This window comes from Paenibacillus amylolyticus, assembly GCF_051136285.1.
Taxonomy (GTDB): Bacteria; Bacillota; Bacilli; order Paenibacillales; family Paenibacillaceae; genus Paenibacillus; species Paenibacillus amylolyticus_F.
This window is the reverse complement of record NZ_CP194938.1, coordinates 3,443,619-3,464,029: the sequence shown is the minus strand read 5'-3', so window position 1 is coordinate 3,464,029 and position 20,411 is coordinate 3,443,619. Positions and strand designations below refer to the sequence as shown.

The following is a 20,411-nucleotide window of genomic DNA, read 5'->3' as shown; positions in this document are numbered from 1 at the left end:
CTGCGGGGAGGTTGCGAAAATGACGACATCACAGGTCAGTCAAGCCAGAATCGAGAAAGTAGCCGCCCGGCGTGTGAAACGTCGATACGCCCATAATGGAGCCGCTCTGCTCTTTCTCGCCCCTTGGCTTGTCGGATTAGTATTTCTGACCCTAGGTCCAATGCTTGCTTCGTTATACATTTCCTTTACCGACTACAGTATTTTGGCCGCCCCGAACTGGGTTGGTCTGAATAACTACGTCACCATGTTTACGTCCGACAAGCTGTTCACCAAGTCGCTTCAGGTGACATTTACCTATGTTGCTGTGTCCGTTCCGCTCAAACTGATTTTTGCCCTGTTTGTCGCGATGTTACTCAACAAAGGTATTCGTGGACTTGGCATATACCGCACGGTGTACTATATCCCGACATTGCTGGGAGGTAGTGTTGCCATTGCGATGTTGTGGCGCAAAATGCTCGGTGGTGACGGACTGCTTAACAGCGTATTGGCGATGGTGGGCATTAAAGCACCAGACTGGGTGGCTAATCCCAAGTACGCATTATATTCCATTGTCTTGTTGTCCGTATGGCAGTTCGGCTCATCCATGATCATATTCCTGGCAGGACTTAAACAGATTCCACCGGAGTATGATGAAGCTTCTGCTGTAGATGGTGCGGGTCCGATGCGGAGATTTTTCTATATCACGTTGCCTATCCTGTCACCTGTCATCTTCTTTAACTTAGTGATGCAGTTAATTACGTCCTTTCAATCATTCACGCAGGCCTTCATTATCAGTAACGGCAGCGGGGGACCAGTGAATTCAACATTGATGTACTCTCTATATCTGTACAAAAAAGGATTCTCCTTCTTCCAGATGGGTTATGCTTCTGCCATGGCGTGGGTTCTGGTAATCCTGATCGGCGTATTTACATTGCTCGTATTCCGCAGCAGCAAGTTGTGGGTACACTATGAGGATGGTGGAAAATCATGATTGGACAACGTAACTCCGTAGCTTGGATTGTCACCAAACATGTACTGATTTCAGGCATCGCCCTTCTTATGCTCTATCCTGTTCTATGGATGCTGGGTAGCTCTTTCAAACCAGGGCATATGATTTTTACGGAAACCTGGTTCTGGCCAAAGGAATGGAATTGGCAAAATTACATGACGGGCTGGTCCGGCGCTCAAGGGAATGCCTTTTCCAAATTTCTGACCAACTCCATCGTCCTGTCGCTGGGAGCCGTGCTGGGCAATGTGATCTCCTGTTCAATGGCAGCCTATGCCTTCGCCCGGTTGAACTTTCGCTTCAAGGCCATCTGCTTCGGGCTGATGTTGATGACGATTATGCTGCCGCACCACGTTACGTTAATTCCGCAGTATATTCTTTTTAATCAGCTGGAGTGGGTGAATACGTACTTGCCGCTGATTGTACCGAAATGGCTCGCGACTGATGCGTTCTTCATCTTCCTGATGGTACAGTTTTTCCGGGGTTTGCCTCGAGAACTGGATGAAGCAGCGACCATTGACGGGTGTGGTCCGGTGAGAATCTATACCAAAATCATTATCCCGCTCGCTTTTCCAGCACTTGTAACGACAATGATCTTTACGTTCTTGTGGACATGGGATGATTTCTTCAGTCAGCTGATCTACCTGAGCGATGTGAGCAAATATACCGTTCCACTGGGACTACGCCTGTTCCTGGATTCCAGCTCACAGTCCGATTGGGGTCCGATGTTTGCAATGTCTGTTTTATCCCTTGTGCCATGTTTTATCGTATTTATCGTGTGTCAGAAGTACTTCGTGGAAGGAATCGCGACCTCTGGGCTCAAAGGGTAATTCCAAGACGAAACGAGTTGATTCCTTATGCGAAAAACAAGATGGTCTGCCTATATTCATCAAAAGCTGCAACAAAGCAAGCTCTCCACGTTGATGGTGACTTGCTTTATTGCGTTTAATCTGTTGCTCGTCTCGGTCATTGTTTGGCTTGCCTACCAATCATTCTCAGCAGTCACATTTACCGAAATCAGCAAAGCGCGTCTTGCTCTCTTGAATGAGAGCACCAGGCGGGGGTTTGATTTTATTACAGGAGTAACGGGCACCGCCTATGGACTCGCAAGCAACAGAGAGTTGTCCAACTTGTTGGAAACGTCCAATACAGGCAGGTTGGCACAGATTCATCAGCGGAGAGAGGTTTCACGAATTCTGGATCATACCATGGTTGTGAGTGAAGGGGTTACCTCGATTGAACTGTATACAGATGCTTTTAATGAAGTAACGGTGACGTCAGCTGACCGCATTTATCCGCTAGAGGCCATTGCGAATGATTCGTGGTTTACCTCGCTTGAGAAGGCGGATGCAGCCTGGGTTCCACTTCGTGAGAATGAATCAGGCCAATCTTTGGTTGGATATGCGCAACGGATTTTTGATAGTAAGGGTGGAACGGTCGCTTACGTGTTTATTCGTCTCAGCAGAGCTGATATTGTACGCAGGTTCGCCGATGTGCCGATGGTACTGGATGGCAATGTGCTGCTGGTTGATACAGCTGGCAATGTAGTGATGCAGATGGGAAAAGCTGAACCGTCAGGGGGGATTGTAACCCGGTCTGATCATCCAGAAAATCAAGTGCCCCCTGGGGAACAGTCAAGCACAGCTCAAGGGGCAATGGACGGGGTTAACTCATCTTCTTCTATTATAGATAGTACATGGATCCAAGAGCATGCACGACCTGGAGAAGACGGATTCGAAGTAGTATCGGGTCAACCGGGAGGGGCTCAATTGGTGCTGTACTCCAGACCTGCTATGCTTCAGTGGCGTCTTGTGCAGACTATTCCTGTATATACCTTGTTATCCCCGGTTCGCCATGTAGGATGGCAGATCCTTGGCATTGCTGTACTTGGGCTTTTATGCTCGGCTGTGCTTGCGTATCTGTTTGTGCGGCAGATTATCCGGCCTTTGCGACAATTGATCAAACGAATGAGGCAGCTCGAAAAAGGAGACTTCGATACCCGTGTACAGCTGTCGTTTACGGAGGAGTACGCCCATTTGGCGTATGGGTTTAACCACATGGCTTCACAGCTCACGACGCTAATGGAACAGGTCAAGGATGAGAGCCGAGCGAAGCGGGAGGCCCAGACCAGCTTGCTTGAAGCCCAGATCAAACCTCATTTCCTGTACAATACGCTCGATATGATTCACTGGCGTGCGCTCGACTACGAAGCCAAGGATATCAGCCGAATGATTGTGCAACTTAGCAAGTTACTTCGGATTGGGCTCAGTGGAGGAAGATTGTTTATCCGTGTTCGGGATGAACTAGAGCATGCTCGGTGTTACGTCAGTATTCAGTCCGAACGTTTGCCATTCTCAATCCAGTATCAGGAGCACATCGATCCACGTATACGCGGCTGTCATATTCCCAAGATCATTCTGCAGCCTTTTATTGAAAATGCAGTCATGCATGGGCATCCATCAGAAGAGTCTCTACGTATTCAGGTATGTATTGATGAGGCAGACGAGCCTGTTCCCGATATCATCATCAGGATTACCGATAATGGACAAGGCTTGCCAGAAGGTTGGAATATGGAGGATTCCAAAGGGATCGGTGTTCGCAATGTGCATCAGCGCATACAACTGTATTGTGGACAAAGGTATGGCGTGCAGTTAAGCAACGGAAGTTCAGGCGGTGTGGAAGTGAAAATTACGCTGCCGCGCATTGAGACCGAGGAGCAATTAAATCTGTGGCTGGACGGTGAAAAATGACGAAGACCATTATGCTTGTTGATGATGATCCGCATATTATCAAAGCGCTGACTGAGCATATCGACTGGCCCTCCCTGGGTCTGAGTATTGCAGGTACAGCTGCTAACGGGGTAGATGCGCTGGATCTTTTCCACCGCGTACATCCGGATCTGGTTATGACCGACGTATATTTGCCGGGCATGACCGGACTTGAAGTGACGCAGGAGTTACGGCGTGACTATCCCCACCTGCCGATTATCATCCTTAGTGGATATGACGAGTTCGAGAACGCCAGAGCGGCTATGCGCTGGGGGGTGAATCATTTTTTGCTCAAGCCGGCGGAGGTGGAGGAGATTGAGTCTGTGCTGCGCGAGGTGCTGCTGGAACAAGATGTACGAGAGCGGCATGAGCGGCTGGAGCGGACGTACAAACAAGAAGCAGGGCGGGTGCTCCCCTATCTGCGCCAACAGTTTCTCCATGAGCTGTTGACCACACGTTATCGGGCAGATGAATTACCCGAAGCTCGGATGGAATATATCGGATTTCATATGTACGCTCAGGTTCGTGTCGTCAGTTTGCAATTGAATCGTCCGGGTTTTATGACACGTATGAAAGAGCGGGACTGGCAGCTGTTGCGCTACGGGGCGGCAGACATCATTCAGGAGACTGTGAAGGAACAGGCGGCTCGGATGGCAGAGTGCCAGGTGGAGGTTGTGGATTATTCGGATCAGGTATTTGTGCTGTTGATGCTGGGAGACAACGATTATTTTGAAGAATTGCAAGCACTGGTAAGTCAGATCATGGATCAGATCTTTACGTATTTGAAAATTGAGGTTAGTGCTGGCATAGGCCGGGTGAAGCATCATGCCAGTGAGGTCATCGATTCTTATCTGGAGAGTAGGGAAGCGGTAGAGCGAGCAGAGTTTCAGGGCGGGAACCGCATATATTATGTTGAGACGCCGGAAGGGGCGGGGCGGAGTGCGACGGATTATTCTTTGCTGCTTCTTCAGTGGGATGAGGCGTGGGCTGATCTGCGGATTAGTCTGGCGGAGGAGGTCTGGCTTCAACTTTTCCAAACGCTGCAAGAAGGGAACTGTGCAAGCATTCAGGATGCGCAGGTGGTTGCCGTCAGTTTGTTCGATACGATGATGCATAGCTGGAAAAAGCAACACCCTCTGCTAATGCCACCACTCACGATGAGTGATTTCCTGCGTGAAATACAGTCGAAATATGCTTTACATGATCTGATAAACTGGATAGATAGTGTCATTAAAGAATGGTTGGAGCAGATCCGTAAGGAGATGGGTGAGAAGAAGAGCAACAAACTCATCGCACAAGTAAAACAATACGTAGAGGAACATTACGCAGAGGAGATCAGTTTCGAGGCCATCGCAAAAGGTCTTTTTGTACACCCTAAATACTTGAGCCAGCTGTTCAAAAGGGTGACCGGTGAGAATTTTGTCAGCTACCTGAATGGATACCGTATCCAGCGGGCATTGGAGCTTTTGCAATCAGGACATTATATGGTGTACGAAGTTAGTGAGATGACAGGGTTCCGTAATGCGACGTACTTTAGTCAGGTCTTTAAGATGTTAACCGGGAAAAGCCCATCTGAAGTCGGTTGAGGTGGAAGAATTGCCAGTTAAGTAAGATGAAGATTCGGGATTCTAAGTCAGACCAAGTTAGGTAAGCGTACCGAATAGAGCATTATATAGTGGAGATGAGGCAAGGCGGGTATGGAATATAGCCTAAACGGAGTAGATGGTGTTGTTCAATATTAAGTACGAAAGGTGTGAGAGGGGCAAGATGATCATTGATGACCAGGAGTATCGAGTCAAAGGGATGCAATATACTATTCGTTCAGCCGTGGAAAAGGATGCTGTTACCTTATGTTCACTTAATGTGCAGCTGGACGGGGAAACGGAAAACATGGATCGTGAAGCAGGAGAAGCATACATGGATGCTGCGGGTTTCAAAGAGCTCATTCGCATGGACACAGAAAAGCGCAACAATCTGTTTCTGGTTACTGTGACATCAGGTAACATTAAAGGTACTTGCAACGAAAGATAAGGCAGTACAATTTTATGAAGCAAATGGTTTTGAAAGAGAAGGTGTTCTAAAAAAGGATAGAAAGCATGCGGATGGGCTATATTACGATACGTTAATTATGGGAAGGTCTAACGATGGCATGAATCGGATAGAGGCATAAGAACGTCCGTTTTGAAGATTGGAATGTGAATCACGTATTAACGGAGATCGTGGTATCCATATCAATGGATGAGGGTGCACGATAAATTTAAGCCAGCGTAGGATGACTAGACGTATAGAATTTATTCTCATATATATGTCGGATACTTAGAGTAGATTTGAAACATGAATTTATTTAAGGTGGCTTCATATCGTTGAATGAGATACAAGTATGCGGAAGATGAGACTTTAGCAGAGATGAATAGGGATATTTTACAAGTTGTAAACAGGATCTGCGTATGATATATTCTAATTCCGGCCAAGAAAACACACTTTAAAAAGTGAGGCAAGCAAATGAAAACAAGCTTCGAAAGAAACTTAAAAAAAGAGCTTGCAAAGTTGGATCGGAAATGATATGATATAAAAGTTGTTGAGGGGAAATGAACTCGACTTCGAAACAAGTTTGATCTTTGAAAACTGAACAACGAGTGAGTAAACATTCTGCTTGCAGAATGAACGCGAAAGTATGAGACAAGCCTTGGCTTGGATCGACTGGAGCACAAATGAGATTTTAATCTCGTCAGATTCAAAATGAGCTTATCGCTCTTTTCAATACCCCGATGAGTTTGACAGCGTTTAACGACGCTGACCAAATTCATCTTCATTGGAGAGTTTGATCCTGGCTCAGGACGAACGCTGGCGGCATGCCTAATACATGCAAGTCGAGCGGACTTGAAGAGAAGCTTGCTTCTCGGACGGTTAGCGGCGGACGGGTGAGTAACACGTAGGCAACCTGCCCTCAAGCTTGGGACAACTACCGGAAACGGTAGCTAATACCGAATACTTGTTTTCTTCGCCTGAAGGGAACTGGAAAGACGGAGCAATCTGTCACTTGGGGATGGGCCTGCGGCGCATTAGCTAGTTGGTGAGGTAACGGCTCACCAAGGCGACGATGCGTAGCCGACCTGAGAGGGTGATCGGCCACACTGGGACTGAGACACGGCCCAGACTCCTACGGGAGGCAGCAGTAGGGAATCTTCCGCAATGGGCGAAAGCCTGACGGAGCAATGCCGCGTGAGTGATGAAGGTTTTCGGATCGTAAAGCTCTGTTGCCAGGGAAGAACGCTTGGGAGAGTAACTGCTCTCAAGGTGACGGTACCTGAGAAGAAAGCCCCGGCTAACTACGTGCCAGCAGCCGCGGTAATACGTAGGGGGCAAGCGTTGTCCGGAATTATTGGGCGTAAAGCGCGCGCAGGCGGTCATGTAAGTCTGGTGTTTAATCCCGGGGCTCAACCCCGGATCGCACTGGAAACTGTGTGACTTGAGTGCAGAAGAGGAGAGTGGAATTCCACGTGTAGCGGTGAAATGCGTAGATATGTGGAGGAACACCAGTGGCGAAGGCGACTCTCTGGGCTGTAACTGACGCTGAGGCGCGAAAGCGTGGGGAGCAAACAGGATTAGATACCCTGGTAGTCCACGCCGTAAACGATGAGTGCTAGGTGTTAGGGGTTTCGATACCCTTGGTGCCGAAGTTAACACATTAAGCACTCCGCCTGGGGAGTACGGTCGCAAGACTGAAACTCAAAGGAATTGACGGGGACCCGCACAAGCAGTGGAGTATGTGGTTTAATTCGAAGCAACGCGAAGAACCTTACCAGGTCTTGACATCCAACTAACGAAGCAGAGATGCATCAGGTGCCCTTCGGGGAAAGTTGAGACAGGTGGTGCATGGTTGTCGTCAGCTCGTGTCGTGAGATGTTGGGTTAAGTCCCGCAACGAGCGCAACCCTTATATTTAGTTGCCAGCACTTCGGGTGGGCACTCTAGATAGACTGCCGGTGACAAACCGGAGGAAGGTGGGGATGACGTCAAATCATCATGCCCCTTATGACCTGGGCTACACACGTACTACAATGGCCGGTACAACGGGCAGCGAAATCGCGAGATGGAGCCAATCCCAACAAAGCCGGTCTCAGTTCGGATTGCAGGCTGCAACTCGCCTGCATGAAGTCGGAATTGCTAGTAATCGCGGATCAGCATGCCGCGGTGAATACGTTCCCGGGTCTTGTACACACCGCCCGTCACACCACGAGAGTTTATAACACCCGAAGTCGGTGGGGTAACCGCAAGGAGCCAGCCGCCGAAGGTGGGATAGATGATTGGGGTGAAGTCGTAACAAGGTAGCCGTATCGGAAGGTGCGGCTGGATCACCTCCTTTCTATGGAGAATCGTTTCCCGCGTGGAAACATTCAAAAGTCTTCAGGAAGTATGCTTCCGAAGCGAGCTTTACTTCGTAAAGCTTTCAACTCACTCGTTGCTCAGTTTTGAGAGCTCAAACTCTCAACACTTCTCGTTTATTCGACCGACACTTCTTGTGAACGGCCCGAATGAAACGATTTGTTCTTTGAAAACTAGATATCGAAACGAAACAAACGCGAATTAGAACATTCCTTTAAGCTGATCTTGTGTAAACAAGTGAAGTGTTTTATAAGGTAGATTGCTGGAGCGAGTGATCGAAATAGAGCGACTTTTGGATTTGCGCAAGCAAACCAAGCGGAGCGACAGCTCGAACACGAGCGTCATGGTTAAGCTACTAAGAGCACACGGAGGATGCCTAGGCGCTAGGAGCCGATGAAGGACGTGGCGAACAACGAAACTGCCTCGGGGAGCTGTAAGCAAGCTTTGATCCGGGGATGTCCGAATGGGGAAACCCAGCTGGGGTAATATCCAGTTACTCACAACTGAATACATAGGTTGTGTAGAGGCATACCAAGGGAACTGAAACATCTAAGTACCTTGAGGAAGAGAAAACAATAGTGATTCCGTCAGTAGCGGCGAGCGAACGCGGAGAAGCCCAAACCAAGGGGCTTGCTCTTTGGGGTTGTGGGACGTCTCACATGGAGTTACAAAGGAACCGGTTAAGCGAAGAGGTCTGGAAAGGCCCGCCAAAGAAGGTAAAAGCCCTGTAGTTGAAAGTTGGTTCCCTCCGAGACGGATCCCGAGTAGTGCGGGGCACGTGAAACCCCGTATGAATCCGGCAGGACCATCTGCCAAGGCTAAATACTTCCTAGCGACCGATAGTGAAGCAGTACCGTGAGGGAAAGGTGAAAAGCACCCCGGAAGGGGAGTGAAATAGAACCTGAAACCGTGTGCTTACAAAAAGTCAGAGCCCGTTTTAGGGGTGATGGCGTGCCTTTTGTAGAATGAACCGGCGAGTTACGTTCCTGTGCAAGGTTAAGGTGAAGAGCCGGAGCCGCAGCGAAAGCGAGTCTGAATAGGGCGCCATAGTACGTGGACGTAGACCCGAAACCGGGTGATCTACCCCTGTCCAGGGTGAAGGTGCGGTAACACGCACTGGAGGCCCGAACCCACGCATGTTGAAAAATGCGGGGATGAGGTGGGGGTAGCGGAGAAATTCCAATCGAACTCGGAGATAGCTGGTTCTCCCCGAAATAGCTTTAGGGCTAGCCTCGGAAAACAGAGTCGTGGAGGTAGAGCACTGATTGGGTGCGGGGCCCGCAAGGGTTACCAAGCTCAGTCAAACTCCGAATGCCATAGACTTACTTCCGGGAGTCAGACAGTGAGTGCTAAGATCCATTGTCAAAAGGGAAACAGCCCAGACCATCAGCTAAGGTCCCCAAGTGTGTGTTAAGTGGGAAAGGATGTGGAGTTGCACAGACAACCAGGATGTTGGCTTAGAAGCAGCCACCATTGAAAGAGTGCGTAATAGCTCACTGGTCGAGTGACTCTGCGCCGAAAATGTAACGGGGCTAAACACACCACCGAAGCTATGGCTTGATGCATTGCATCAGGGGTAGGGGAGCGTTGTATAAGGGTTGAAGGTGTACCGTAAGGAGCGCTGGACATTATACAAGTGAGAATGCCGGTATGAGTAACGAAAAGATCAGTGAGAATCTGATCCGCCGAAAGCCTAAGGGTTCCTGAGGAAGGCTCGTCCGCTCAGGGTAAGTCGGGACCTAAGGCGAGGCCGAAAGGCGTAGTCGAAGGACAACAGGTCGAAATTCCTGTACCACCGTAAATCGTTACGAGCAATGGGGGGACGCAGTAGGGTAGTGACGCGGACTGATGGATGTCCGTCTAAGCAGTAAGGCTGATGTGTAGGCAAATCCGCACATCGTAAGGCTGAGCTGTGATGGGGAGCGAAAATTACAGTAGCGAAGGTCATGATCTCACACTGCCAAGAAAAGCCTCTAGCCAGATGAAGGTGCCCGTACCGCAAACCGACACAGGTAGGCGAGAAGAGAATTCTAAGGCGCGCGGAAGAACTCTCGTTAAGGAACTCGGCAAAATGACCCCGTAACTTCGGGAGAAGGGGTGCCCCGGTAGTGTGAATAGCACGAGGGGGCCGCAGTGAAAAGGCCCAAGCGACTGTTTAGCAAAAACACAGGTCTGTGCGAAGCCGTAAGGCGAAGTATACGGGCTGACGCCTGCCCGGTGCTGGAAGGTTAAGGGGAGTGGTTAGGAGTAATCCGAAGCTGTGAACCGAAGCCCCAGTAAACGGCGGCCGTAACTATAACGGTCCTAAGGTAGCGAAATTCCTTGTCAGGTAAATTCTGACCCGCACGAATGGCGTAACGACTTGGGCGCTGTCTCAACGAGAGATCCGGTGAAATTTTAATACCTGTGAAGATGCAGGTTACCCGCGACAAGACGGAAAGACCCCATGGAGCTTTACTGCAGCTTGATATTGAATTTGGGTACGATCTGTACAGGATAGGTGGGAGCCTTAGAAGCATGAGCGCCAGCTTGTGTGGAGGCACCGTTGGGATACCACCCTGATCGTATCTAGGTTCTAACCTGGTGCCCTCATCGGGTACGGGGACAGTGTCAGGTGGGCAGTTTGACTGGGGCGGTCGCCTCCTAAAGAGTAACGGAGGCGCCCAAAGGTTCCCTCAGAATGGTTGGAAATCATTCGAAGAGTGCAAAGGCATAAGGGAGCTTGACTGCGAGACCTACAAGTCGAGCAGGGACGAAAGTCGGGCTTAGTGATCCGGTGGTACCGCATGGAAGGGCCATCGCTCAACGGATAAAAGCTACCCTGGGGATAACAGGCTTATCTCCCCCAAGAGTCCACATCGACGGGGAGGTTTGGCACCTCGATGTCGGCTCATCGCATCCTGGGGCTGAAGTAGGTCCCAAGGGTTGGGCTGTTCGCCCATTAAAGCGGTACGCGAGCTGGGTTCAGAACGTCGTGAGACAGTTCGGTCCCTATCTGTCGTGGGCGTAGGAAATTTGAGAGGAGCTGTCCTTAGTACGAGAGGACCGGGATGGACGTACCGCTGGTGTACCAGTTGTTCCGCCAGGAGCACCGCTGGGTAGCTATGTACGGACGGGATAAGCGCTGAAAGCATCTAAGCGTGAAGCCCCCCTCAAGATGAGATTTCCCAGTATGTAAGACCCCTTGAAGACGACGAGGTAGATAGGCTGGGGGTGGAAGTGCAGCAATGCATGGAGCTGACCAGTACTAATCGGTCGAGGGCTTATCCAATAGCACGTTTGAGTTTGCGTAAGTTTCGTTTCGAATCTAGTTTTCAGAGAACAACACTCTGATGAATGGAAGAAGCTATGCTTCGACCAATCGCGTTTGGTGGCGATGGCGGAGGGGTTCCACACGTACCCATCCCGAACACGACCGTTAAGCCCTCTAGCGCCGATGGTACTTGGACCGCAGGGTCCTGGGAGAGTAGGACGCCGCCAAGCGGAACCCCAATGGGGTATTTTTTTTCGAAAGATAGGGGCCTTTAGCTCAGTTGGTTAGAGCGCACCTCTGATAAGGGTGAGGCCGGTGGTTCGAGTCCACCAAGGCCCATAGTAATCTAAATAAAAAGTACATGAATGGGGCCATAGCTCAGCTGGGAGAGCGCCTGCCTTGCAAGCAGGAGGTCAGCGGTTCGATCCCGCTTGGCTCCACCATTCCCTGATAGCTCAGTTGGTAGAGCACTCGACTGTTAATCGAGTTGTCACAGGTTCGAGTCCTGTTCGGGGAGCCATTAAGGCCCGTTGGTCAAGGGGTTAAGACACCTCCCTTTCACGGAGGTAACAGGGGTTCGAATCCCCTACGGGTCATAATTACGGAGGCTTAGCTCAGCTGGGAGAGCATCTGCCTTACAAGCAGAGGGTCGGGGGTTCGATCCCCTCAGCCTCCACCATATATATTTTAATGACGCGGGGTGGAGCAGCCCGGTAGCTCGTCGGGCTCATAACCCGAAGGCCGCAGGTTCAAATCCTGCCCCCGCAATTAACTTTCCTAAGCGAAAGTGATCTGGAACCGTGGTGTAGTTGGCCTAACATGCCTGCCTGTCACGCAGGAGATCGCGGGTTCGAATCCCGTCGGTTCCGCCATTTTTTACTAGCATCAACAATGGTAATCCATCTTGGAGTGAGTTTTAATATGGCTCGGTAGCTCAGTCGGTAGAGCAGAGGACTGAAAATCCTCGTGTCGGCGGTTCGATTCCGTCCCGAGCCACCATTAATACAACAATTTGATACGCCGGTGTAGCTCAACTGGTAGAGCAACTGACTTGTAATCAGTAGGTTGGGGGTTCAAGTCCTCTCGCCGGCACCACTTTATGGAGGATTAGCGAAGTGGCCAAACGCATCAGACTGTAAATCTGCTCCCGTACGGGTTCGGTGGTTCGAATCCATCATCCTCCACCAGTTTTAATATGAGTCATTAGCTCAGTTGGTAGAGCACCTGACTTTTAATCAGGGTGTCGAAGGTTCGAATCCTTCATGACTCACTTTTACCATATGCGCGTGTGGCGGAATTGGCAGACGCACTAGACTTAGGATCTAGCGTCTTTGACGTGGGGGTTCAAGTCCCTCCACGCGCATCCTTTATTTTTGCGGAAGTGGCTCAGCGGTAGAGCATCGCCTTGCCAAGGCGAGGGTCGCGGGTTCGATCCCCGTCTTCCGCTCCAATATTTTGCGCCCTTAGCTCAGCTGGATAGAGCGTTTGACTACGAATCAAAAGGCCGGGAGTTCGAATCTCTCAGGGCGCGCCATTATAACTAAATTTAAACTATGCCGGCGTGGCGGAATGGCAGACGCGCTCGACTCAAAATCGAGTGGGAAACCGTGGAGGTTCGAGTCCTCTCGCCGGTATTTATAACGGGATGTAGCTCAGCTTGGTAGAGCACCTGGTTTGGGACCAGGGGGTCGCATGTTCAAATCGTGTCATCCCGATTTTTTGTTTTATGCGGGTGTAGTTCAATGGTAGAACTTTAGCCTTCCAAGCTAATAGCGTGGGTTCGATTCCCATCACCCGCTTTATATGATGAAAGAAAAAGAGACGCTATATGCTGTCTCTTTTTTGTATTTAAGTAAAGTTATGCCTCAATCCTTATCTCGTAGGTTATCCTTCTTCTTCGGCTAGTTCTCTCCTAGTCAGGCTTCCTCATTACATTCAAGGTGAAATTCCCTTAACTTCTATAGCCTTTCATCCAGCAGTGCGTTTATGGGATTTATCTTATTTGAAAGGGCAACATAGTTTGTTTTCATTACTCTATACTCCAGATCTCCATAGAAAACAATACCATAGCAATCAACTTAGGTAAGCATATCCCCATCCTATTTGCTGGACATCTTTACGCAAATCATCCCCAAATTTAATAAAACGCTTACAAAAATAGCTTGCGAAATTGATTAGCCTGTAATAACATATAAATTAAGCGCTTAACCTTCAGGGGTAAGGCGCTTAAACTTAACTTAGATTAAGCGCTTAACCCGTAAAGGAAAGGATGACGATCAACTCATGACAACGATTCGATTAACGATGGCTCAGGCCTTGCTTCGATACCTGGATCAGCAATATATCTCGGTGGACGGGGTGGAAACCAAGTTTGTAAAAGGAATTATCGGAATATTTGGACACGGGAACGTAACGGGGATCGGTGAAGCCCTGGAACGCAGCCCTGGAAGTCTGACGTATATGCAGGGGAAAAACGAACAAGGTATGGTGCACACAGCTGCAGCTTATGCCAAGCAGAAGAACCGCAAACAGATCTATGCGTGTACCACGTCTATTGGCCCTGGTGCACTGAATATGATCACTGCAGCGGCAACGGCAACGGTGAACCGGATTCCGGTATTGCTTCTTCCTGGAGATAACTTTGCTACGCGGGAGCCGGATCCAGTTTTGCAACAACTTGAAGTAAGCAGTGACTATACGATATCTGCTACAGATCCGTTCAAAGCGGTCAGTAAATATTGGGATCGTATTGTGCGCCCAGAGCAGCTAATGGTTGCTGTTACACATGCTATGCGTGTGCTGACTGACCCAGCTGAGACTGGAGCCGTTACATTGGCGCTGCCTCAGGATGTGCAGGCAGAAGCGTACGATTACCCAGAATCATTCTTTGCGCGCAAGGTGCATTATCTGGATCGCCGACCTCCTGTTCCAGCAGCTATTGAACGGGCAATCCAGCAGATTGCTCGCGGCAGAAAGCCTCTACTCGTTGCAGGCGGCGGGGTGCTGTACTCTGAAGCATCTGCACAACTAATCGAGTTCGCGGAAGCCTTCGGTATTCCGATTGCCGAGACGCAAGCTGGAAAAAGCGCAGTATCTTGGGATCACCCGCTTAATGTGGGAGCCATCGGGGTAACTGGCTCTCTGGCAGCCAATCGTTTAGCTAAAGAGGCGGATGTCGTGATCGGCGTAGGAACAAGATTTTCAGATTTCACAACGGCGTCACATGCTGCTTTTCAGCATCCGGAAGTGAACTTTATTAATATTAACCTGAACAGTATGGATGCTGCGAAGTTAGGTGGGGAAGCCATCTTGGCAGATGCTCGTGAAGGGTTGCAGGCACTGCAACAAGGATTACAGGCACAGCAGTACCGTAATGCATATGGTGCATCTGAAGTGGCCGATCTCCGTGATCAATGGAATACAGAAGTGGATCGACTCTACGCTGCCGAGCATGAAGCTGGTTTGGCGCAGACGAAAGCTGTCGGTATCGTGAATCGCACGATCGATCCATCTTCAGTTATTGTATGTGCGGCGGGTAGTCTGCCAGGAGATTTGCATCGTTTGTGGCGGACTGCTGAACCGAAGACATACCACATGGAGTATGGATTCTCTTGCATGGGATACGAGGTTAGTGGTGCATTCGGCGCAGCCCTTGCGGAGCCGGATCGTGAAGTTTATGCCATGGTGGGTGATGGAAGTTACCTGATGCTGCATTCCGAACTGGTAACAAGCTTGCAGGAACAGAAGAAGATGACCATTCTTTTATTTAATAATAATGGATTCCAGTGCATTCATAATTTGCAACGTGAACACGGCAGTGATGGGTTTGGTAACGAGTTCCGTTATCGGGAAACGGAGAGCGACCGTTTGACAGGTGAGTACATGCCTATGGATTTTGCGGCTCACGCTCGCAGTATGGGGGCGAAAGCTTATCGAGCAGAAACTGCCGAGCAACTGGAGCAAGCGCTTCGGGACGCCAAGAACGAAACAGTAACAACGTTGATTGAAATTCCGGTTGTACCGGGAACCAACACAGGCGGATATGAGTCGTGGTGGAATGTCGGGGTACCTGAAGTATCTGTTGAGGAAAAAGTAGTTCGTGCCCACGAGACGATGAAATCGAATCGCGGTAAAGCAAAACTGGTTTGATAAACGCTGCTAATTTCATCTACTCATTTATTTTATCAATCATTCTCTTCTCATAAAGTCTGACAAAGCTGAACAACAAAAGGAGCCGTGGAACCATGAGCAAGCTACCATTCCAGCTTGGGATTCATCCGATCAATTGGGTCGGCGAAGATGTGAAGGAACATGGTGATGATACAACATGTGCCCAGATTCTGGACGATATTCAGCGTCTGGGTTTAACAGGTACTGAGATGGGACGCAAGTATCCGACCGATCCGGCTGCATTGCGTGAAGAGCTGAGCAAGCGGAATATTAATCTGATCTCCCAGTGGAAATCAGTACTATTCTCGGATCCGGCATATCGCCAAGCGGAACTGGACGACTATCGCAGACATGCTGAATTCCTGCAGTCCATGGGCAGTAAAGTCATTAGTACAGCCGAGGTTGGCGGGTCGCTTCATTTTGATCCAAGACGGACACCACATGAAAAAGAAGTACTCAGACTCAGCGAAGCCGAATGGCATGTTCTTGCTGAAGGTTTGAATCAAGCTGGAGCCATTGCCCAGGAATATGGGCTTAAGCTCACATATCACCATCACGGAGGCACGGTAGTTGAGCAACCGGAGGAAATTGATCGTTTGATGGAGCTCACAGACCCTTCACTGGTCTACTTACTCTTTGATACAGGCCATGCCTATTATGGCGGCGCTGATCCACTTGAGTTGCTGCGTAAACATTACGACCGGATTGCTTATATCCATCTGAAGGATATTCGACCGGATGTTCTGGATCAGGCACGAGCAGAGCAATCTGACTTTGTTGGCTGTATTCGCAGGGGCGTATTCACTGTACCAGGAGATGGTTGCATTGATTTTGCACCCATTCTGCAGGAACTGATCACTCGCGGATATAACGGCTGGGCGATGCTCGAAGGAGAACAAGATCCTTCCATTCATAATCCGTATGAGTATGCAAAACGTTCTCTGAGTTACATGAAGTCTCTATACTAGGGCAGTAAAAACAGCTCAATTAAAGACAGTTAACCACTCTAGCATCTATATGTGTAGCAAATAGAATGAGCCAATATGAATTCATATAAATGGAGTAGAAATCATCTCCTAACCAATCGAAATTCCAACATAGAAAGGGGCTCAACCGCAATGACTTACGTATCCTTTCCAGCATCGAGGAAAAAGGATTTCACCGCCATTGGCCGCTTGTGCATCGACTTGAATGCCAATGAGATCAACCGTCCGATGGAAGAGACGATGACGTTCACCAAGTACGTTGGCGGTTCTCCGGCCAATATTACGATCGGCATGTCCAGACTTGGAATGGAGACAGCTTTCATCGGCAAAATCGCAGGTGATCAGATGGGCAGATTTATCCAAAGTTATCTGGAGAAGAACGGGATCGACACCTCCAATGTGGTGACTGACAACACGGGGGCAGTAACTGGACTTGCTTTTACCGAAATTAAAAGCCCGACAGATTGCAGTATCCTCATGTACCGTGATAATGTAGCGGATCTGTTATTACAGGCCAGCGAGGTACAGGAGCAACTGATTGCAGATTCCAAAGTACTGTTGATTTCCGGTACGGCTCTCGCGCAGAGTCCATCACGGGAAGCCGTTATTCAAGCTCTGACTTATGCAAAAAAACATGGCACTGTCATCGTATTTGATTTGGACTACCGTCCATACACATGGACATCAGATGAAGAAACAGCGGTCTACTATAACCTCGCTGCCGAGAAATGCGATATCATCCTGGGTACACGGGAAGAGTTCGATATGATGGAGACGTTTGAGAATAACCCGGATCATAGTGATCAGGTGACGGCACAGAAATGGTTTGATTTTTCAGCCAATATCGTTGTGATCAAACACGGAAAAGAAGGCTCTATCGCATATACGCGTGAAGGGCTCTCACATCGGGCTAACAGTTACCCTGCTCGTGTTGTGAAAACGTTCGGTGCAGGTGACTCTTACGCTGCAGGTTTCCTCTATGGCTTAATGCAAGGCTGGACGATTGAGCGGAGTATGGGCTACGGAAGTGCTGCAGCAAGTATCGTTATCTCCAGCCACAGCTGTTCGGATGCGATGCCAACTGTGGAACAGGTGAATGAGTATATCGAACGCTGTGACCGGGGCGAAATAATTCCGTCCTAATGAGCTGCGTAGTCGATTATGAACCATAGAACTTCATAAACAAGTAATGCACATAAACGAGGGGAGACAGTACACATGGGAAAAGGGACTTCAGAAGCGTCTGCAACAGTGACGAATGTACAGAACTGGATCGGGGGTACTTGGGTAACCCCGACGACAACACGAACCGAAGCGGTTGTTAACCCGGCTACAGAAGAGATTATTGCATACGTGCCGCTGTCTGAACAAGCCGATGTCGATCAGGCAGTGCAGGCTGCACGGGTAGCATTCAAAGCATGGAGCACCACACCAGTTCCTCGCCGTGCCCGCATTCTATTCCGTTATCAGCAGCTGCTGGTAGAGCACTGGGAAGAGCTGGCCAAACTGGTGACACTGGAGAACGGTAAAAGTTATGCCGAAGCTTATGGCGAAGTATTGCGCGGCATTGAGTGCGTTGAGTTCGCAGCAGGTGCGCCGAACCTCATGATGGGCAAACAACTGCCTGACATTGCTACAGGACTGGAATCAGGTATGTATCGTTACCCAATCGGGGTTATTGGAGGAATCACTCCGTTCAACTTCCCGATGATGGTACCGTGCTGGATGTTCCCGCTGGCGATTGCCTGTGGTAACACCTTTGTCTTGAAACCGTCTGAACGTACACCGCTCCTGGCGGGACGTTTGGCAGAGCTTTTCAAAGAAGCGGGACTTCCAGACGGCGTACTCAACATCGTTCACGGTGCACATGACGTTGTAAACGGACTGCTTGAGCATAAAGAAGTGGCTGCCATTTCGTTTGTTGGCTCACAACCTGTTGCTGAATACATCTACAAAACAGCTTCAGCACACGGTAAACGTGTTCAGGCACTCGCTGGAGCGAAAAACCACTCCATCGTTATGCCGGATGCTGATCTTGATCTGACCGTAAAAGAGATCACAAGTGCAGCCTTTGGATCAGCTGGCGAACGTTGCATGGCTTGTTCTGTTGTTGTCGCTGTCGGTGATGTGGCGGATACCTTGGTGCAAAAGTTGGTGGAAGCTGCTGACCGGATCAACATTGGGAACGGTATGGACGAAGGCGTATTCCTCGGGCCGGTGATCCGCGGACCTCACAAAGAGCGTACACTGGGTTACATTGAGTCAGGTGAACAGGAAGGCGCAGCCTTGATTCGTGATGGACGCAAGGATCAGGCGACAGACGGATCCGGTTATTTTGTAGGACCAACTGTATTTGATCATGTAGATAGCACCATGAAAATCTGGAAAGATGAAATCTTTGCTCCTGTTCTTTCGGTGGCAAGAGTAGAAACGTTGGAGGAAGCAGTAGAGCTGGCTAATCGCTCGGACTTTGCCAACGGGGCTTGTCTGTTTACTCGCAGCGGTGCGAATATGCGCCAGTTCCGTGAAACCATTGAAGCGGGTATGCTGGGCGTGAACTTGGGTGTACCAGCGCCTATGGCCTTCTTCCCATTCTCCGGTTGGAAGAAATCGTTCTACGGTGATCTGCATGCCAACGGTACGGATGGTGTGGAGTTCTACACTCGTAAGAAAATGGTAACCACGCGCTGGTAATCGTTTAACGCACAGTGCGTATGTGCAATAAAGGGGCTGAGCAGGTGCTCAGCTCCTAGACACCATAGGGATGCAAATAGGGAGGATAACGGAATGGGCAAGGACAAAGTAAGAATTGGTATCATCGGTGCTGGACGTATCGGCAAAATCCATGCAGACAACCTGCTGCGTAACCCGCATGCCGAGATTGTTGCGATCAGTGATTTGTTTGCAGGGCCTGAACTGGAGGCTTGGGCTTCCGAACGGGGCATCCCTGTTGTGACTAAAGACAGCAGTGAGCTGATTGCAATGCCAAACATTGATGCAGTATTAATCTGTTCTTCAACAGATACACATGTACCTTTGATCGAGCAAGCAGCACAAGCGGGGAAACACATTTTCTGTGAAAAGCCGGTCAGCATGGACCTGTCCCAGACCGAAGCGGCTGTAGCGGCTGTAGCGAAGGCTGGCGTGAAGCTTCAGATCGGATTTAACCGCCGTTTCGATCATAATTTCAGAAGAGTACGCTCACATGTGCTGGAAGGCACCATTGGTGATCCACATATTCTCAAGATTACTTCCCGTGACCCAAGCCCACCACCTGCGGAATATATCCGGGTGTCCGGCGGAATCTTCATGGATATGATGATTCATGACTTCGATATGGCCCGTTTCCTGTCCGGCAGTGAAGTAGAGGAAGTTTACGCCAAAGGCAAGGTGCTCATTAACCCGGTATTCGCAGAACATGGCGATGTGGATACAGCCATCGTTACGTTGACATTTGCGAATGGAGCGATTGGGGTTATTGATAACAGCCGTCAGGCAGTGTACGGATATGATCAGCGTGTGGAAGTATTCGGTTCGCTGGGCAGTGCTTCGGCGGATAATGATCATCCGAATACAGCAGAAATTAGCACAGCAGCTGGACTGATGCGCGACAAACCACTGCACTTCTTCCTGGAACGTTACAATGAAGCATATGTGCAGGAGACAGCGCTCTTTATTGAGGCCATTATTCATGATAAATCGGTTATCGTAGATGGCAACGATGCAGTACAGGCAGAGCGGATCGCTTTGGCGGCCAAGATGTCTATGGAGCAGGGAAGACCTGTGAAGATGACAGAAGTTCCGGGTGCATCGCGTGAGACGCAACCAGCCAATTAAGTAGAAGTCATAGACAAATACGGAAGG

At 49.5% G+C, this 20,411-nt stretch carries 9 protein-coding genes, 17 tRNA genes, 3 rRNA genes and 1 pseudogene; all 30 read left to right on the top strand.

What is annotated here, in order from left to right; genetic code table 11:
* Positions 1-19 precede the first annotated feature (19 nt).
* The 30 genes and pseudogenes from ACR8BL_RS15255 (at position 20) to iolG (ending at position 20,384) form a co-directional block, all read left to right on the top strand.
* Positions 20-970: a carbohydrate ABC transporter permease gene (locus tag ACR8BL_RS15255; RefSeq protein WP_434748426.1), complete on the top strand. Its 951-nt coding sequence runs from the start codon at positions 20-22 to the stop codon at positions 968-970.
* The gene (locus ACR8BL_RS15250) at positions 967-1,815 is read left to right on the top strand and encodes a carbohydrate ABC transporter permease (RefSeq protein WP_434748425.1); all 849 of its coding nucleotides are present in this window, start codon (positions 967-969) and stop codon (positions 1,813-1,815) included. Before ACR8BL_RS15255 ends, ACR8BL_RS15250 begins: the two co-directional genes overlap by 4 nt.
* Positions 1,816-1,842: 27 nt before the next feature.
* Positions 1,843-3,735: a cache domain-containing sensor histidine kinase gene (locus ACR8BL_RS15245; RefSeq protein WP_434748424.1), complete on the top strand. Its 1,893-nt coding sequence runs from the start codon at positions 1,843-1,845 to the stop codon at positions 3,733-3,735.
* Positions 3,732-5,339 carry a response regulator gene (locus ACR8BL_RS15240; RefSeq protein WP_434748423.1) on the top strand — a complete coding sequence of 536 codons (1,608 nt, stop codon included), beginning with the start codon at positions 3,732-3,734 and terminating at the stop codon, positions 5,337-5,339. The genes ACR8BL_RS15245 and ACR8BL_RS15240 overlap by 4 nt, the downstream gene beginning before the upstream one ends.
* A gap of 181 nt (positions 5,340-5,520) precedes the next feature.
* Positions 5,521-5,923: pseudogene (locus tag ACR8BL_RS15235) on the top strand (hypothetical protein).
* A 639-nt stretch (positions 5,924-6,562) separates the two neighbouring features.
* Positions 6,563-8,118: ribosomal RNA gene (locus tag ACR8BL_RS15230) — 16S ribosomal RNA — on the top strand.
* A 365-nt stretch (positions 8,119-8,483) separates the two neighbouring features.
* Positions 8,484-11,409: ribosomal RNA gene (locus ACR8BL_RS15225) — 23S ribosomal RNA — on the top strand.
* 95 nt (positions 11,410-11,504) lie between these two features.
* Positions 11,505-11,621 (top strand): 5S ribosomal RNA (gene rrf, locus ACR8BL_RS15220).
* Together the 16S, 23S and 5S rRNA genes with 17 tRNA genes alongside form the textbook arrangement of a ribosomal RNA operon.
* 35 nt (positions 11,622-11,656) lie before the next feature.
* Positions 11,657-11,730 (top strand) — tRNA-Ile (locus ACR8BL_RS15215).
* Positions 11,731-11,758: 28 nt separating this feature from the next.
* Positions 11,759-11,834: transfer RNA gene (locus ACR8BL_RS15210), tRNA-Ala, on the top strand.
* Between the two features lies 1 nt (position 11,835).
* Positions 11,836-11,911, top strand: a tRNA-Asn gene (locus ACR8BL_RS15205).
* 4 nt (positions 11,912-11,915) lie between these two features.
* A tRNA-Glu gene (locus tag ACR8BL_RS15200) sits at positions 11,916-11,987 on the top strand.
* 7 nt (positions 11,988-11,994) lie between these two features.
* Positions 11,995-12,070 (top strand) — tRNA-Val (locus ACR8BL_RS15195).
* 15 nt (positions 12,071-12,085) lie between these two features.
* Positions 12,086-12,159, top strand: a tRNA-Met gene (locus tag ACR8BL_RS15190).
* Positions 12,160-12,185: 26 nt separating this feature from the next.
* Positions 12,186-12,263: transfer RNA gene (locus ACR8BL_RS15185), tRNA-Asp, on the top strand.
* 51 nt (positions 12,264-12,314) lie between these two features.
* A tRNA-Phe gene (locus ACR8BL_RS15180) sits at positions 12,315-12,390 on the top strand.
* A gap of 20 nt (positions 12,391-12,410) precedes the next feature.
* Positions 12,411-12,486: transfer RNA gene (locus ACR8BL_RS15175), tRNA-Thr, on the top strand.
* A 6-nt stretch (positions 12,487-12,492) separates the two neighbouring features.
* Positions 12,493-12,578: transfer RNA gene (locus ACR8BL_RS15170), tRNA-Tyr, on the top strand.
* A 10-nt stretch (positions 12,579-12,588) separates the two neighbouring features.
* Positions 12,589-12,661: transfer RNA gene (locus ACR8BL_RS15165), tRNA-Lys, on the top strand.
* A gap of 12 nt (positions 12,662-12,673) precedes the next feature.
* Positions 12,674-12,754: transfer RNA gene (locus tag ACR8BL_RS15160), tRNA-Leu, on the top strand.
* A 12-nt stretch (positions 12,755-12,766) separates the two neighbouring features.
* Positions 12,767-12,841: transfer RNA gene (locus ACR8BL_RS15155), tRNA-Gly, on the top strand.
* Between the two features lie 7 nt (positions 12,842-12,848).
* Positions 12,849-12,925: transfer RNA gene (locus tag ACR8BL_RS15150), tRNA-Arg, on the top strand.
* A gap of 21 nt (positions 12,926-12,946) precedes the next feature.
* A tRNA-Leu gene (locus ACR8BL_RS15145) sits at positions 12,947-13,025 on the top strand.
* 7 nt (positions 13,026-13,032) lie between these two features.
* A tRNA-Pro gene (locus tag ACR8BL_RS15140) sits at positions 13,033-13,106 on the top strand.
* Positions 13,107-13,119: 13 nt separating this feature from the next.
* Positions 13,120-13,190, top strand: a tRNA-Gly gene (locus ACR8BL_RS15135).
* Positions 13,191-13,674: 484 nt separating this feature from the next.
* Positions 13,675-15,540, top strand: a complete 1,866-nt coding sequence (iolD, locus tag ACR8BL_RS15130) for a 3D-(3,5/4)-trihydroxycyclohexane-1,2-dione acylhydrolase (decyclizing) (protein ID WP_434748422.1) — start codon at positions 13,675-13,677, stop codon at positions 15,538-15,540.
* A gap of 95 nt (positions 15,541-15,635) precedes the next feature.
* Positions 15,636-16,529, top strand: coding sequence for a myo-inosose-2 dehydratase (gene iolE, locus ACR8BL_RS15125; RefSeq protein ID WP_434748421.1), 894 nt, complete (start codon positions 15,636-15,638; stop codon positions 16,527-16,529).
* Positions 16,530-16,679: 150 nt separating this feature from the next.
* Positions 16,680-17,690: a 5-dehydro-2-deoxygluconokinase gene (iolC, locus tag ACR8BL_RS15120; protein ID WP_434748420.1), complete on the top strand. Its 1,011-nt coding sequence runs from the start codon at positions 16,680-16,682 to the stop codon at positions 17,688-17,690.
* Positions 17,691-17,765: 75 nt separating this feature from the next.
* A complete protein-coding gene (locus ACR8BL_RS15115) occupies positions 17,766-19,241 on the top strand; it encodes a CoA-acylating methylmalonate-semialdehyde dehydrogenase (protein ID WP_434748419.1) in 1,476 nt (491 codons plus the stop codon).
* Positions 19,242-19,334: 93 nt separating this feature from the next.
* A complete protein-coding gene (gene iolG, locus ACR8BL_RS15110; protein WP_434748418.1) occupies positions 19,335-20,384 on the top strand; it encodes an inositol 2-dehydrogenase in 1,050 nt (349 codons plus the stop codon).
* The last annotated feature ends 27 nt before the right edge of the window (positions 20,385-20,411 follow it).

Bases quoted from the DNA above. Each gene is read 5' to 3' on its own strand.
- iolE (WP_434748421.1), top strand. From the start codon at position 15,636: ATGAGCAAGCTACCATTCCAGCTTGGGATTCATCCGATCAATTGGGTC.
- ACR8BL_RS15255 (WP_434748426.1), top strand. From the start codon at position 20: ATGACGACATCACAGGTCAGTCAAGCCAGAATCGAGAAAGTAGCCGCC.
- ACR8BL_RS15240 (WP_434748423.1), top strand. From the start codon at position 3,732: ATGACGAAGACCATTATGCTTGTTGATGATGATCCGCATATTATCAAA.
- ACR8BL_RS15250 (WP_434748425.1), top strand. From the start codon at position 967: ATGATTGGACAACGTAACTCCGTAGCTTGGATTGTCACCAAACATGTA.
- ACR8BL_RS15245 (WP_434748424.1), top strand. From the start codon at position 1,843: ATGCGAAAAACAAGATGGTCTGCCTATATTCATCAAAAGCTGCAACAA.
- iolG (WP_434748418.1), top strand. From the start codon at position 19,335: ATGGGCAAGGACAAAGTAAGAATTGGTATCATCGGTGCTGGACGTATC.
- iolC (WP_434748420.1), top strand. From the start codon at position 16,680: ATGACTTACGTATCCTTTCCAGCATCGAGGAAAAAGGATTTCACCGCC.
- ACR8BL_RS15115 (WP_434748419.1), top strand. From the start codon at position 17,766: ATGGGAAAAGGGACTTCAGAAGCGTCTGCAACAGTGACGAATGTACAG.
- iolD (WP_434748422.1), top strand. From the start codon at position 13,675: ATGACAACGATTCGATTAACGATGGCTCAGGCCTTGCTTCGATACCTG.